The 14,107-nt window shown below is 53.3% G+C and carries 15 protein-coding genes; all 15 read left to right on the top strand.

Going from position 1 to position 14,107, the window contains the following annotated elements; genetic code table 11:
• Positions 1-806: lipopolysaccharide biosynthesis protein (locus ACR0P9_RS02020; RefSeq protein WP_432617179.1), on the top strand; the 806-nt coding region annotated here is incomplete at its 5' end.
• A 128-nt stretch (positions 807-934) separates the two neighbouring features.
• Positions 935-1,405 carry a ribosome maturation factor RimP gene (rimP, locus tag ACR0P9_RS02015; RefSeq protein WP_432617178.1) on the top strand — a complete coding sequence of 157 codons (471 nt, stop codon included), beginning with the start codon at positions 935-937 and terminating at the stop codon, positions 1,403-1,405.
• Between the two features lie 70 nt (positions 1,406-1,475).
• Complete coding sequence (gene nusA / locus ACR0P9_RS02010; protein WP_432617177.1) at positions 1,476-2,576, top strand: transcription termination factor NusA; 1,101 nt, start codon at positions 1,476-1,478, stop codon at positions 2,574-2,576.
• Positions 2,577-2,612: 36 nt separating this feature from the next.
• Positions 2,613-2,867, top strand: coding sequence for an RNase P modulator RnpM (gene rnpM / locus ACR0P9_RS02005; RefSeq protein WP_432617180.1), 255 nt, complete (start codon positions 2,613-2,615; stop codon positions 2,865-2,867).
• On the top strand, positions 2,860-3,324 hold the full coding sequence (locus ACR0P9_RS02000; RefSeq protein WP_432617176.1) for a L7Ae/L30e/S12e/Gadd45 family ribosomal protein: 465 nt from the start codon (positions 2,860-2,862) through the stop codon (positions 3,322-3,324). The genes rnpM and ACR0P9_RS02000 overlap by 8 nt, the downstream gene beginning before the upstream one ends.
• Positions 3,321-5,810: a translation initiation factor IF-2 gene (gene infB / locus ACR0P9_RS01995; RefSeq protein WP_432617175.1), complete on the top strand. Its 2,490-nt coding sequence runs from the start codon at positions 3,321-3,323 to the stop codon at positions 5,808-5,810. Before ACR0P9_RS02000 ends, infB begins: the two co-directional genes overlap by 4 nt.
• Positions 5,811-5,918: 108 nt before the next feature.
• On the top strand, positions 5,919-6,272 hold the full coding sequence (gene rbfA / locus ACR0P9_RS01990; protein ID WP_432617174.1) for a 30S ribosome-binding factor RbfA: 354 nt from the start codon (positions 5,919-5,921) through the stop codon (positions 6,270-6,272).
• Positions 6,269-7,234: a DHH family phosphoesterase gene (locus ACR0P9_RS01985; RefSeq protein ID WP_432617173.1), complete on the top strand. Its 966-nt coding sequence runs from the start codon at positions 6,269-6,271 to the stop codon at positions 7,232-7,234. Before rbfA ends, ACR0P9_RS01985 begins: the two co-directional genes overlap by 4 nt.
• Positions 7,218-8,144, top strand: coding sequence for a tRNA pseudouridine(55) synthase TruB (gene truB / locus ACR0P9_RS01980; RefSeq protein WP_432617172.1), 927 nt, complete (start codon positions 7,218-7,220; stop codon positions 8,142-8,144). Before ACR0P9_RS01985 ends, truB begins: the two co-directional genes overlap by 17 nt.
• A gap of 33 nt (positions 8,145-8,177) precedes the next feature.
• Complete coding sequence (locus ACR0P9_RS01975; RefSeq protein ID WP_432617171.1) at positions 8,178-9,089, top strand: bifunctional riboflavin kinase/FAD synthetase; 912 nt, start codon at positions 8,178-8,180, stop codon at positions 9,087-9,089.
• Between the two features lie 188 nt (positions 9,090-9,277).
• Complete coding sequence (gene trmL / locus ACR0P9_RS01970; protein ID WP_432617170.1) at positions 9,278-9,763, top strand: tRNA (uridine(34)/cytosine(34)/5-carboxymethylaminomethyluridine(34)-2'-O)-methyltransferase TrmL; 486 nt, start codon at positions 9,278-9,280, stop codon at positions 9,761-9,763.
• A gap of 5 nt (positions 9,764-9,768) precedes the next feature.
• Positions 9,769-10,656 (top strand): DegV family protein, encoded by an 888-nt coding sequence (locus tag ACR0P9_RS01965; protein WP_432617169.1) that lies wholly within the window; start codon positions 9,769-9,771, stop codon positions 10,654-10,656.
• A gap of 163 nt (positions 10,657-10,819) precedes the next feature.
• Positions 10,820-12,025, top strand: coding sequence for a phosphoglycerate kinase (locus tag ACR0P9_RS01960; RefSeq protein ID WP_432617168.1), 1,206 nt, complete (start codon positions 10,820-10,822; stop codon positions 12,023-12,025).
• Positions 12,026-12,110: 85 nt separating this feature from the next.
• Complete coding sequence (tpiA, locus tag ACR0P9_RS01955) at positions 12,111-12,899, top strand: triose-phosphate isomerase (RefSeq protein ID WP_432617167.1); 789 nt, start codon at positions 12,111-12,113, stop codon at positions 12,897-12,899.
• 181 nt (positions 12,900-13,080) lie between these two features.
• Positions 13,081-14,107 (top strand): 2,3-bisphosphoglycerate-independent phosphoglycerate mutase (gene gpmI, locus ACR0P9_RS01950; protein ID WP_432617166.1); only part of this gene is annotated, 1,027 nt, incomplete at its 3' end.

The following is a 14,107-nucleotide window of genomic DNA, read 5'->3' as shown; positions in this document are numbered from 1 at the left end:
TGTCCAAGCGGATGCGCAAATACGCGCTGCCGCTGGTTCCGCAGACGGTTTGCCAGTGGATTATCAATATGTCTGACCGATATATGATTATCTTTTTCATCAACACACAGGCCAATGGTCTGTATGCTGCGGCGACAAAAATTCCGAATATTTTGCTTGTCGTTGCCAATCTCTTTGCGGATGCATGGCAGATTTCTGCTGTCAAGGAGAGCGATCCCAAAGAACAGGTGGCCTTCTTCAGTAAAGTGCTCGGCGCCTATTCGTCTATTGCGTTTATCGGAAGCTCCGGCTTGATTATGATCTCTAAAGTCGTCATGACCTTTATGGTCGGCAAGGACTTCTTTATCTCGTGGCGGTATATTCCGGTTCTGACCCTGGGTACAACGTTTGGTCTGCTGGCAACATTCTTGGCAAGCGTATATATGCTGCGCCTGAAGAGTAGAAATTCTATGGTCACGACGATGATTTGTGCGGTTGTCAACATTGTCCTCAACTGCATCTTGATTCCGGTTCTGGGCAACAACTTTGGCGCATTCTGGGGCGCTATGGGTGCAGGCATTGCGACCTTTATCAGCTATTTTGTTCTGTTCCTCATCCGTGCATTTGACACGCAGAAGTATCTCAAGATTCAGTGGAATGTCAAAAAGACCATTGTCAGCGTTGTGATTCTGTTTGTACAGGCACTGATTATGACCGCAGAGGCACCGCTCTGGTTCATCTTTGTTCCGGCACTGTTCCTCGTACTCGCAGGCATCAATGCGCGAGAAATTCTGCTGTCTGTCAACAAGCTGCTGCGCCGCGGCTAAAGCAAATTTGAAAGTTTTTCTTGCATTGCCTGTGATTTGGTGCTATAATTACAAATAGTGTAAGAATTATGATCCAAGGAGAGTGGGGAAACCCACTCTTTCTTATTGCTATTGTTGCGGAGGTAATCATGACAGCAAAAGAAGTATGCCAGCGCGTCTGGGATATTAGTGCACCATGTGCCGCAGAGATGGGCATCCATCTGTGGGACGTCACCTTCGAGAAGGAAGGCGGTCAGTATATGCTGACCATTACGATTGACCGAGAAGGTCATACCGATATTGATGACTGCGAGAAGCTGTCCCGTTATGTGGACCCGTTTCTGGATGCAAAGGAATTTGCATCGCTTCCGCCGTATACCCTGTGCGTATCCTCGGCAGGACTGACGCGCCGACTGAGACGACCGGAACATTTCGCCTCCTGCATGGGCAAGGAAGTGGAGCTGCGTTTCTATCGTCCGATCAACGGCAGCAGAACTGCGGTTGGCATCCTGAAAGATTATGACAGCGAAACCGGTTCTGTGACGCTGGATGAGGATGGCACAGTGACTGTTTATGAACCAAAGGATATTGCGGCTGTTCGCCTGTACGTATCCATCTAAATGTAAAATGTCTTCTCATTTAGGTATGGCGCCATGCCATGCCGCACACAATAAGGAGTGAATATCAAAAATGAACGCAGAATTTTTTGCAGCACTGGAGCAGCTGGAAAAAGAAAAGGGAATTCCGGTCGATTATATGCTCGATCGCGTATGTCAGGCACTGCTGACCGCGTATAAAAAGGATAATGACGGTCTGAAATGTGACAACGTATATGTAGAGCCGGATATGGAAGAAAAGACCATTCACATGTACGCATCCAAGGAAGTTGTCGATGAGGCAGAGGATCCGCTGACCGAGATCTCTCTGGCAGACGCAAAGAAGATCAGCCCGCGTGTATCGCTGGGCGACTTTGTTCGTGTCGGCATCGAGACCAAGAAGTTTGGCCGCATTGCAGCACAGGCTGCCAAGCAGGTTATCATTCAGGGCATCCGCGAGTCTGAGCGCGGCATGGCTTACAATGAGTACAGCTCCCGCGAGCATGAGATCCTCAATGCGACGGTATTCCGTGTTGATCCGGAAAGCGGCACCATTATCGTTGAGGTTGTCAGCGAGGGCGAGAAGATTGAGACCGCTCTGGCAAAGAGCGAGCAGGTTCCGGGCGAAGTTCTGACCGAAGGCCAGCGCATCAAGGTGTATGTGGTAGAGGTTCGCAAGGGTATGCATGGACCGCAGATTCTGCTGTCCCGCACACATCCGGGTCTGGTCAAGCGTCTGTTTGAGCTGGAAGTACCGGAAATTCACGACGGCGTGGTAGAAATCAAGTCGATTGCCCGTGAAGCAGGCAACCGTACCAAGATTGCTGTTATGACCCATGATGAAAAGGTAGATCCGATTGGCGCTTGTGTTGGCCCGCGCGGTTCCCGTGTAGGCAGCATCGTCAACGAGCTGTCCGGCGAAAAGATTGACATCATCAAGTATTCTGAAAACATGGCAGATTTTGTTTCCGCTGCACTCAGCCCGGCTGATGTTATCAGCGCAGTTCTGCTGCCGGACGGCAAGAGCTGCCGCGTCACGGTACCGGACGATCAGCTGTCTCTGGCTATCGGCAAGGAGGGTCAGAATGCTCGTCTGGCTGCCAAGCTGACCGGCTGCAAGATTGATATTGGTTCGGAGAGCGCTGCAAAGGAACAGGCAGCACAGGCAGACGAAGATCTGCTGGTCGAAGAATAAAGGAGGGCTTTTTCGGTGCAGAAAAAGAAGATACCTATGCGTCAGTGTGTCGGCTGCCGAGAGATGAAGCCCAAGCGTGAGCTGATTCGCGTGGTGCGTTCGCCGGAAGGGGACATTGCGCTGGATTTCCGCGGCAAGAATCCGGGACGCGGTGCATATATCTGCCCGGATGCCAAATGCCTTGCAAAGGCAAGAAAGAAAAATGCGCTGGGAAATGCGTTCGGTTGTCAGATTCCGGACGAGGTATATGACCAGCTGACGGAACAGATGGAGCAAACGATCAATGCATGAGATACTGCGATTGCTCGGCCTGTGCTTCCGCGCAGGAAAGCTGGTCAGCGGCGATGATGCTGTCGCTGATACTGTTTCCGCAGGGGAAGCACGGCTGCTGCTGCTGGCAGCAGATGCCGGAGCAAATATCACGCGGCGTGCCGAGCGTCACGCCGAACAAAAAAACGTACCGGTCATTCGTCTGACGGATGATGCGCAGGAGCTGGGCTGGGCGCTGGGACGCACAGCAACATCTATTTGCTGCATTACCGATGTCGGATTTGCGGCAGCAGCTGCACAAAAGGCAGCTGCCGCCGATGCGCAGTATGCGCCGATTGCGGAGCAGCTGGCGCACAAGAAGCAGCGCATTGAAGCGCGCCGCGGTACGAAAAAAACGCACAAAAAGTCCGCCGGAAAGCATACGACCGGCGGCAGGAGAAAGTCAACCTATACGAAACGTGGAGGTGAACGCGCATGAGTATTGAAAATAAATACCGTGTACATGAAGTCGCTAAGGATTTTGGCGTAGATACCAAGGACATCACCGATGTGATGGCGGAATACTTCACCGCGCCGAAAAATCATATGCAGGTTCTGGAAAATGATGAACTGAATCTGATTTTTGATTATATGACCAAGAAGCATCCGGTGGATAATATGGAAGAAGTCCTGAATCAGCAGGCAGCTCAGAGAAAGGCTCCGACAACGCAGGTCGTTCGTCAGCAGCCGATGGGCAGAAACCAGAAGCAGGATCGCCGCGATTCCCGCCGTCAGGAGCAGAAGCGCGACAATAAGCCGGAAACCAAGCCGGAGAACAAGAAGCAGGAGCAGCAGAGCGCAGCACCGCAGGAGAAGAAGTTCAACGACAAGAAGAAGAACCGCCGTCCGGCAAAGCCGCATGAGCAGCGTCAGATTCTTCGTCCGCAGGGCTCCGGTGAGGAAGCTACATCTACCGTAACCACAGAGGAGACCAAGCAGCAGCCGAAGGGCAAGCAGATTCATCGCGTCGATACCCGCGGCGCAGGCAATGTCAATCTGGATCGTTACGATGACCGCATTGACGCACTGGTTCCGCAGAAGGCTGACCGCATGAAGTCCGGCAAGCAGAAGATCACCCGTAAGGCTGATGCACGCAGACCGTTCTCCAACAAGCGTCGTCAGGAAGAGCAGGAGAAGATGAAGCGTCTCCAGCGTCAGCAGGAGCTGAAGAAGATTCAGCTCAAGGTTATGATTCCGGATGAAATCAATGTCGGCGAGCTGGCTTCCCGTCTGAAGCGCACCGCAGCAGATGTCATCAAGGAACTGCTCAAGCTGGGCGTAATGGCCAATATTTCTCAGACCATCGACTTTGATACCGCTGCAATTGTCGCAGAGGAAATGGGCGCAAAGGTCGAGAAGGAAGTACATGTTACCATCGAAGAGAAGCTGTTTGACGAGAGCGAGGACAAGGAAGAAAACCTGGAGCCGAGAAGCCCGGTTATCGTTGTCATGGGTCACGTTGACCACGGTAAGACCTCTCTGCTCGACTGCATCCGTAAGACCGACGTTGCAGCAGGCGAGGCTGGCGGCATTACCCAGCACATCGGTGCATACCGCGTCAAGGTAAGCGGACGTCCGATTACCTTCCTGGATACCCCGGGTCATGCTGCATTTACTTCCATGCGTGCACGCGGCGCAAAGATCACGGACATTGCAATTCTGGTTGTCGCAGCAGACGACGGCATCATGCCGCAGACGGTCGAGGCAATCAACCATGCCAAGGCAGCAGAGATTCCGATTATCGTCGCTGTCAATAAGATCGATAAGGAAAATGCAGATCCGGATCGCGTGCTCCAGCAGCTGACCGAGTACGGTCTGGTACCGGAAGAGTGGGGCGGCGAGACCATCGTCTGCAAAATCTCCGCAAAGCAGGGCATCGGCATCGAAAACCTGCTGGAAATGGTTCTGCTGACCGCAGATATGCAGGAGCTGAAGGCAAACCCGAACCGTCAGGCAAAGGGTGCTGTCATCGAGGCAAAGCTGGATCGCGGCCGTGGTCCGGTTGCTACCGTCCTGGTACAGAACGGTACGCTGCACGCTGGCGATACGGTTATTGCGGGCAAGGCTGTCGGCCGTGTTCGTGTCATGACCGACGAGCGCGGACGCAAGCTGGAAAATGCTGGTCCGTCTGTGCCGGTTGAGATCATCGGTCTGGGCGAAGTACCGGATGCCGGTGACATCTTCTATGCGGTTGACAACGAGCGCATGGCTCGTGAGCTGGTTGAGCAGCGCAAGGAGAAGGAAAAGGAAGAGCGCAACAAGGCAATGCAGAAGGTTACGCTGGAGAATCTGTTTGATACCATCCAGCAGGGCAACATGAAGGAACTCAACATCATCATCAAGGCGGATGTTATGGGTTCTGTTGAGGCAGTCCGCAGCTCTCTGCTCAAGCTGAGCAACGAAGAAGTGCGCGTCAATGTCATTCATGGTGCCGTTGGTGCCATCAACGAGTCGGATGTTATGCTGGCAGCAGCATCCAATGCCATTATCGTTGGCTTTAACGTGCGTCCGGAGCGTGCAGCGGCAGATTCCGCACACGATCAGGATGTAGAAATCCGTCTGTACCGCGTCATTTATGACTGCATCGAAGAGATGGAGCAGGCAATGAAGGGTATGCTGGATCCGAAGTTCAAGGAAGTTGTTGTCGGCCATGCCGAAATCCGTCAGACCTTCAAGGTTTCCGGCGTCGGCACCATCGCCGGTGCGTATGTACAGGACGGCAAGATTGTCCGTGCCTGCGAGGTTCGCATTGTGCGTGACGGCATCGTTATCCATGAGGGCCACCTGAACTCTCTGAAGCGCTTCAAGGACGATGCGAAGGAAGTTGCCGCAGGCTATGAGTGCGGCATGGGCATTGAAAACTACAACGATCTGAAGGAAGGCGACATTATCGAGTCGTTTGTTATGGAGCAGATCAAGCCGTAATTGGTTTTCGTCCCGTTTACAATAGAAATTCCCGCGGGTGGGGTGCATCTTGATTGCCACCCGCCCGCGGTTTTGTTTTTACATGCTTGACAAAAAGGAGGAACGTTTATGTCTCAGAGAAGCGAACGCATCAGCGATGAGTTTCAGAAGGCGCTGTCCGAAGCCATTAGAACGCTGAAAGACCCGCGCGTGCACGAAGCAATGGTTTCTGTGACGCGCTGCGAAGTGACCGGCGATCTGCGCTACGCAAAGGCATATATCAGCGTATTCGGCGATGACCAGCAGAAAAAGGATGTCATGCGCGGTCTGAAGTCGGCTGGCGGCTATCTGCGCAGAGAGTGCGCGTCCAAGATTCGGATGCGCTATGCACCGGAAATCGTGTTTACGCTGGATGAATCCATCACGCACGGCGCACACATCAATGATGTGCTGCATGAGCTGGAGCGGGAGGGCAAGCTGTGATTGGCACGGTATCCCACACCGCACAGGTGCTGCGTGAAGTAGATCAAGTTTTGATTTTGACCCATCGCCGTCCGGACGGCGATACGACAGGCAGTGCCGGTGCCCTGTGTCAGGCACTGCGCAAGCTGGGAAAAACGGCATATCTTGCGCCAAATCTCGGCGTTATGCGCCGATATGCGGATTTGGTGCAGCCGTATTACGCACCGGAGAATTTTCAGGCACAGACCATTATTGCTGTCGATGTAGCAGCGCAGGACATGCTGCCGCCGGAAATGGAGCAGTATGCGGACTGCGTGGATATTGTCATTGACCATCACAAGTTCAATCCGTGCTTTGGCAAAACAGACAATTTAATCGGCGGCGAATTTGGCGCCTGTGCAGAGATCATCTGGGATTTGATTGTCGAGCTGGGCATTGCACTGGATGAGAGCATCGCGCGGAGCCTGTACATCGGCACGGCAACAGATACCGGCTGTTTTAAGTTCACCAATACCACCGTGCACACGCATCAGGTTGCAATTGCCTGCTTACAGGCGGGCGTAGACTGCGGAGACATCAATACAGTGCTGTTTGACACCAAGTCCCGCTCTCGCTTTGAGATGGAGAAAATTCTGTATGATACCATGCAGTTTTCTTGCGACGGAAAAATCGCAGCGGTGCTGGTTCGATTGGAAGATCGGAAGCGCACTGGTGCAGATTGGGATGATCTGGATTCGATTGCCGGTCTGCCGCGTCAGATTGAAGGCGTAGAGGTCGGTTTGACGTTCTCGGAGCTGGAAAACGGCTCGACGAAGGTCTCCATTCGCACGACAAAAGAAGTAGATGCAGCGGCAATTTGTCGACAGTTTGGCGGCGGCGGACATGTTCGCGCTGCCGGTGCAACGCTGCCGTATCCTGCACAAGAAGCGATGCGGCGAGTACTGGAAGAGACGGAAAAGGTGTATTGTGGCAAAGAAGCATGAATCACGCTATAACGGCGTTTTAATCGTCCATAAGCCGCAGGATTTTACCTCGTTTGATGTCGTGGCAAAGCTGCGCGGCATCCTGCACGAACGGCGCATCGGTCACGGCGGCACGCTTGACCCGATGGCAACCGGTGTTTTGCCGGTGTTTGTCGGCGGTGCGACGAAAGCGGCAGATATGGCGGCAGCACAGTCCAAGGAGTATGTCGCGGATTTTGCGCTGGGCTGGGCATCCGATACACAGGACAGCACGGGAACCGAAACGGCGCGGTCAGAGGTTCGTGTGACCACACAGCAACTGCAAGAAGCAGTACAGGAGATGCTGGGGGAACAGGAACAGATTCCGCCGATGTATTCCGCGGTGAAAGTAAACGGACAGCGATTGTATGACCTCGCGCGAAAGGGCGTAGAGGTCGAAAGAAAGGCGCGTCCGATTACCATACATGAAGCACAGCTGCTGGCATTTGATGAGCAGGAACAGACGGGACGCATCCGTTTTCTGTGCTCCAAAGGCACCTATGTGCGCACGCTCGTGCACGATCTGGGTGTTCGGCTGGAGACATATGCTGTCATGACCGGCTTGCAGCGCACCAAGAGCGGCAGCTATACGCTGGAGCAGAGCTATACCTTGGAGCAGATTGAGCAGGCGGCAGCGCAGGATACGGTAGAATCTCTGCTGCTGCCGACAGACAGCTTGTTTCAGATGTATCCGGCAGTCAGCATAGACGAATACGGCTATCAGCGGGCGCTGCACGGTGCCTTTATCACGCCGGAGCATGTGACGGATTTCCCGCAGCAGCAGGGAGCTCTGTGCCGTGTGTATTACCAGGGCGAATTCTGGATGCTCGGCCGCGTGGACGAGCTGGACAGAGGCGGACTCGCGCTGTTTTATGAGAAAAGATTCCGGTGAAGACAGTAACCGGAGAGAAGAGGACCAACCATCATGATAGAGAAAGACGCAAAACGCGCCATTGCGCTGGGATATTTTGACGGCGTACATCGCGGGCATCAGGCACTCATGGATCTGGCGGTCAAGCGTGCAAAGGAGAACGGGGCGATTTCGTCCGTGTTTACGTTTGACACCCATCCGGATACGGTGATTACGGGACAGCGCGTGCCGCTTATCGTATCGGAGAGCCGCCGCGGCGAAGAAATTCGCGAGCGAGGCGGCGTGGATGAAGTGATTTTTGCGCATTTCAATGGCGAGCTGCGCAATTTGGAATGGCAGAAATTCGTGGATGATGTACTGGTGGGACAGTTTCATGCCTGCTGGATCATTACCGGAGAGAACAACCACTTTGGCTACCGCGGACAGGGCAATCCGGAGCGGCTCAAGGCGGAGTGTGAACGCTTGGGCATCGGCTGTGACATTGTCAAGAATGTTTCGATTGACGGCATTGTGGTCAGCTCGACCTATATCCGACAGCAGATCGCCATGGGAAATATGGAGCAGGCTGCCAAGTTCTTGGGCCATCCGTATGCGCTGACCGGTGTCGTGCAGCACGGCAGACAGGTGGGCAGAACCATCGGGTATCGCACGGTCAATTTGGAACTGCCGCCGGAAATGCAGGCACCGCCGTTCGGTGTATATGTCTCCCGCGTCATCGCAGACGGGCAGGCACATATTGCCGTGACTAATATCGGCGTTCATCCGACATTTGGATTGGGCGATAAGGCGTGTGTCGAGCCGCATATCCTAGACTTTGACGGCGATTTGTATGGAAAGCTGATTGAAGTGGAGCTGCTGCATTTTCTGCGTCCGGAACAGCAGTTTTCCGACACGGAACAGCTCAAGCAGGCCATCGCACAGGATATTGCGAACACAAGAGAATATTTTGCTCGTGAGGAGCAGTGAGACAGAGAGATTCTGCGTCAAATGCGGCGGAGAATCTCTTTTTTTGTACAAGAAATCGCAGATATGTTGATAAATTGCTTGAAATTTTACCATTTGCGCAAAACTTTCTTGAAATACCGGGCAAAATATCATATGATAGGTATACATGACAGCTTTGTACTGTCGATAGAGGAAAAAGGAGACAATTTATGCTTGGCATCGTTTTGGTGGAACCGGAGATTCCACAGAATACTGGAAACATTGCGCGTACCTGCGCGGTAACTGGCTGCACGCTGCATCTGGTCGGACCGCTGGGCTTTTCCATTGATGATAAAAAACTCAAACGGGCGGGATTGGATTACTGGCATTTGCTCGATGTGCGGTACTATGATTCCCTCGACGAATTTTGGGAAAAGAACCCCAACGGCACGTATTTTTACGCCACCAGCAAGGGACAGCAGCGCCACACTGATGTATCCTATCCGCCGGATGCCTATCTGCTGTTTGGCAAGGAGACCAAGGGCTTGCCGGAGCATTTGCTCGCGGAGCATCCGGAGCGCTGCATTCGCATCCCGATGCGCGAAGGTGCGCGCTGCCTGAACCTGTCCAACAGTGTCGCCGTTGTCGTATATGAAGCACTGCGACAGAATGACTTCGCGGATCTGTGCAGTGCAGGTCCGTTCCCGGAGGTATAACAGAGATGACAGACAAGAAAACAGAAAAGATTTGCATTTTTACCGATTCTGCATCGGACATCACCCACGAAGAGGCAGAACGTTGGGATATTCGCGTTGCACCGCTTCATGTCACGGTTGATGACAAGACGTTTTTGGAATACTACGAGATCACACCACAGGAGTATTGGAAGATGCTGGAGGAGAGCGAGAGCTTCCCGCAGACCTCGCAGGTCAGCATGGAATACTTCCTCAATATTTACAAGCAGGCGCATGAGGACGGCTGCACGCACTGCATCGGCGTGCTCATCAACAGCTCCGGCTCCGGTACCTATCAGGCGGCGTGCATCACGCGCGACATGTTCTATGACGAGTACGGAGAAGATATGGTCATTGAGCTGATTGACTCGCGCTGCTATTCGTATACATACGGCAAGGTGGCGGTAGCTGGCGCAAAGATGCGCGCAGAGGGCAAATCCTTTGCGGAGATCTCTGCGGAGATGAACAGCCTGGTCAAGGGCATGAAGGCATATGTCGGCATCTATAATCTGCGTATTTTGCGCAAGAGCGGACGTATTTCCGGCGGTGCGGCGTTTGTCGGCGATGCACTGGGTCTGCGCCCGGTCGCTGTCGTGTTTGACGGCTCCGTCGATGTCATGTGCAAGGTGCGCGGCGACAAGGCTGTTGCCAATAAGCTCGCCGATTTGGCAGCGAAAGATGCCGTAGATCGAGAGCACCAGACGGTGCGCATCATGTACGGCGATGTGTCGGAAGAGCAGATTCAGGCACTGGAAGATAAGCTCAAGGAAAAGGGATTCCGCGATATTGAACGCAGTCCGCTGGGCATTATGGTCACCTCGAATACAGGTCCGAAGGCATTGGGCGTCATTTTTCGGGGCGCACCGCGGGCGTAAAAGAAAGATTTTGCTGAAAAATTCGTAAAATCGCGTACTTTTTGAGAAAATTATCTTGAAAAGTACGTCATAAGACGGTATAATTTTTCAGTGGAAACGCAATAATACCTGCGATTTCCCTCTCTATCGAACGTTGTTCCAGTTAAAATAAGGAGTGTTATTCATGGACTACAATAAGAAGAATGTCACGGACATCGACGTAACAGGCAAGAAGGTTCTGCTGCGCTGCGATTTCAACGTCCCGATGGCAAAGGACGGAAGCGGCGTCATCACCGATGACAAGCGCATTCGTGCTGCTCTGCCGACCATCCAGTATCTGCTGGAGCATGATGCAGCTGTTATCGCATGCTCCCATATGGGCAAGCCGAAGGGCGAGTGGAAGCCGGAGCTGTCTATGGCACCGGTTGCAAAGCGCCTGAGCGAGCTGCTGGGCAAGGATGTTATTCTGGCAAAGGACATTGTAGGCGAGGACGCAAAGGCAAAGGCTGCTGCTCTGAAGCCGGGTCAGATCCTGCTGCTGGAGAACCTGCGCTATGACAATGGCGAGACCAAGAACGATCCGGCATTTGCAAAGGCACTGGCTGATCTGGCTGGCGCTGAGGGCATCTATGTATCCGATGCATTCGGCACCGTACACCGCGCACATGCTTCCACCGCAGGCGTTGCTGCTTATCTGCCGGCAGTTTCCGGTTTCCTGATTCAGAAGGAGCTGGAGGTTATCGGCGGCGCACTGGCAGCTCCGAAGCGTCCGCTGGTTGCTATTCTGGGCGGCTCTAAGGTATCTTCCAAGATCGGCGTTATCAACAACCTGCTGGAAATCGCAGATACCATTATCATCGGCGGCGGCATGGCATACACCTTCTCTGCAGCACAGGGCGGCAAGATCGGCGACTCTCTGCTGGAGGAAGACTGGAAGGGCTATGCACTCGAAATGATCGAGAAGGCAAAGGCAAAGGGCGTCAAGCTCCTGCTGCCGGTTGACACGGTAATTGCTGATGCATTCGCAGCTGACGCAAAGTCTGATGTCGTAGAAGCTGGCAACATTCCGGACGGCTGGCAGGGTCTGGACATTGGTCCGAAGACCGTTGAGCTGTACTGCGACGCAGTAAAGGACGCAGGTACCGTTATCTGGAACGGCCCGATGGGCGTATTCGAGTTTGAGAAGTTTGCCGTAGGCACCAAGGCTGTCGCTGAAGCTCTGAGCAAGACCGATGCTATCACCATCATCGGCGGCGGCGACTCCGCAGCAGCAGTTCAGCAGCTGGGCTACGCAGACAAGATGACCCATATCTCCACCGGCGGCGGCGCTTCTCTGGAGTTTATGGAAGGTAAGGTTCTGCCGGGCATCGCTTGCCTCCAGGACAAGTAATTTTTTCGTTCAGTCCGTTCCCCTGCACGGCAGGGGAACGCTGAAATATATTTAATTAGGATTTTTCAGGAAGGGGAAAACCAATATGAATCGCAGATATCGCAAGACTATTATCGCTGGTAACTGGAAGATGAACATGACCCCGAGCCAGGCAAAGGCTCTGATCGAAGAGCTGAAGCCGATGGTAAGCAAGGTCAAGTGGTGTGAGATGGTACTGTGCGTACCGTACGTAGACATCCCGACTGCTGTAAAGGCTGCTAAGGGCTCCAAGATCGCTATCGGTGCAGAGAACATGCACTTCGAGCCGAAGGGCGCTTACACCGGTGAAGTTTCCGCTGATATGCTCAAGGAGTGCGGCGTAAAGTACGTAATCATCGGCCATTCCGAGCGTCGTCAGTACTTCAATGAGACCGACGAGAACGTAAACAAGAAGGTAAAGGTTGCTCTGGAAGCAGGCTTCCGTCCGATCGTTTGCGTTGGCGAGTCTCTGACCGAGCGCGAGCAGGATGTATGGTACGAAGTTATCCGCAAGCAGGTTAAGATCGCTGTTCAGGGCGTATCCGTTGACGACATCAAGAAGGTTGTCATCGCTTACGAGCCAATCTGGGCTATTGGCACCGGCAAGACTGCTACTGCTGACCAGGCAAACGAGGTTTGCTCTGCAATCCGTGACTGCCTGCGCGAGCTGTACGGCGCACGCGCTGCACGTGCTATCACCATCCAGTACGGTGGTTCTATGAACGCAAAGAACGCAGCTGAGCTGCTGAGCAAGCCGGACGTAGACGGCGGCCTCATCGGCGGCGCTTCTCTGAAGGCTCCGGACTTCTTTGCAATCATCGAAGCTGCACAGGATCCGGCTCCGGCAGCAGAATAAGGAAAAAGAACGATGAGAATCGGCGGGCTGCTTTGCGAATTGGTGGTCCGCCGTTCTGCTGTTTTTTGACCTATTGGCACATGCTGCTGCACTTTTGGTGTCCTGTTGGGTAACCGGCGCGGCACCCTCCCTTTCCGAGGCAGCGTGAAAAAATAAGGATTTTTTGGAAATGAGGTTCAACATGAAAAAACCGTTAATTCTGATTATCATGGACGGCTTTGGTCTGCGCGACAGCGACATGGGCAATGCGATCCATGCCGCAAAGCATCCGAATCTGACCCGTCTGTTTAACGAATATCCGACCACCCAGCTGGGTGCATCCGGTATGGACGTTGGTCTGCCGGACGGACAGATGGGCAACAGTGAGGTTGGTCATACCAATATCGGCGCAGGCCGCGTAGTTTATCAGGAACTGACCCGCATCACTAAGAGCATTCAGGACGGCCCGTTCTTTGACAACGAAGCCTTCCTCGGCGCAGTAGAAAACTGCAAGAAGAACGACAGTGCTCTGCACATCTTTGGTCTGCTCAGCGACGGCGGTGTACACTCTCACATCGAGCACATCTTTGGTCTGCTGGATCTGGCAAAGAAGAATGGTCTGACCAAGGTATTCGTACACTGCTTCATGGACGGCCGTGACGTTCCGCCGACCTCCGGCATTGATTTTGTCAAGAAGCTGCAGGCAAAGCTGGATGAAATCGGCATCGGTAAGATTGCAACCATCAACGGCAGATACTATGCGATGGACCGTGATAACCGCTTTGAGCGTCTGGTAAAGGCATATTCCGCAATGGTATACGGCGAAGGCGAGTACTTTGACGATCCGGTAGCTGCTGTACAGGCTTCTTATGACGCAGACGTTACCGACGAATTCATCGTTCCGGTTGTCACAGCGAAGGATGGCCAGATCAAGGCAAACGATTCCATTATTTTTGCAAACTTCCGTCCGGATCGTGCGCGTGAAATCACCCGTACTTTCGTTGATCCGGAGTTCACCGGCTTTGAGCGCAAGAATGGCTTCTTCCCGGTATACTTTGTTTGCATGACCCAGTACGATGCGACCATGCCGAATGTTCATGTGGCATTTAAGCCGCAGCAGCTTGTCAATACGTTTGGCGAGTATATCGCAGACAACGGTCTGACCCAGCTGCGCATCGCAGAGACCGAAAAGTATGCTCATGTTACGTTCTTCTTTAACGGCGGCGTAG

Origin of the sequence: Butyricicoccus sp. (genome assembly GCF_050872565.1) — a bacterium.
In the GTDB taxonomy this organism is placed as follows: Bacteria; Bacillota; Clostridia; order Oscillospirales; family Butyricicoccaceae; genus Butyricicoccus_A.
The sequence above is the reverse complement of the archived record's forward strand: the minus strand, read 5'-3'. Positions and strand labels throughout refer to the sequence as shown.

Excerpts from the sequence above, each read along its gene's own strand:
- infB (WP_432617175.1), top strand. The coding sequence starts at position 3,321 with ATGAGTATTGAAAATAAATACCGTGTACATGAAGTCGCTAAGGATTTT.
- ACR0P9_RS02000 (WP_432617176.1), top strand. The coding sequence starts at position 2,860 with ATGCATGAGATACTGCGATTGCTCGGCCTGTGCTTCCGCGCAGGAAAG.
- rbfA (WP_432617174.1), top strand. The coding sequence starts at position 5,919 with ATGTCTCAGAGAAGCGAACGCATCAGCGATGAGTTTCAGAAGGCGCTG.
- trmL (WP_432617170.1), top strand. The coding sequence starts at position 9,278 with ATGCTTGGCATCGTTTTGGTGGAACCGGAGATTCCACAGAATACTGGA.
- tpiA (WP_432617167.1), top strand. The coding sequence starts at position 12,111 with ATGAATCGCAGATATCGCAAGACTATTATCGCTGGTAACTGGAAGATG.
- ACR0P9_RS01965 (WP_432617169.1), top strand. The coding sequence starts at position 9,769 with ATGACAGACAAGAAAACAGAAAAGATTTGCATTTTTACCGATTCTGCA.
- rnpM (WP_432617180.1), top strand. The coding sequence starts at position 2,613 with ATGCGTCAGTGTGTCGGCTGCCGAGAGATGAAGCCCAAGCGTGAGCTG.
- ACR0P9_RS01960 (WP_432617168.1), top strand. The coding sequence starts at position 10,820 with ATGGACTACAATAAGAAGAATGTCACGGACATCGACGTAACAGGCAAG.
- nusA (WP_432617177.1), top strand. The coding sequence starts at position 1,476 with ATGAACGCAGAATTTTTTGCAGCACTGGAGCAGCTGGAAAAAGAAAAG.
- ACR0P9_RS01975 (WP_432617171.1), top strand. The coding sequence starts at position 8,178 with ATGATAGAGAAAGACGCAAAACGCGCCATTGCGCTGGGATATTTTGAC.
- rimP (WP_432617178.1), top strand. The coding sequence starts at position 935 with ATGACAGCAAAAGAAGTATGCCAGCGCGTCTGGGATATTAGTGCACCA.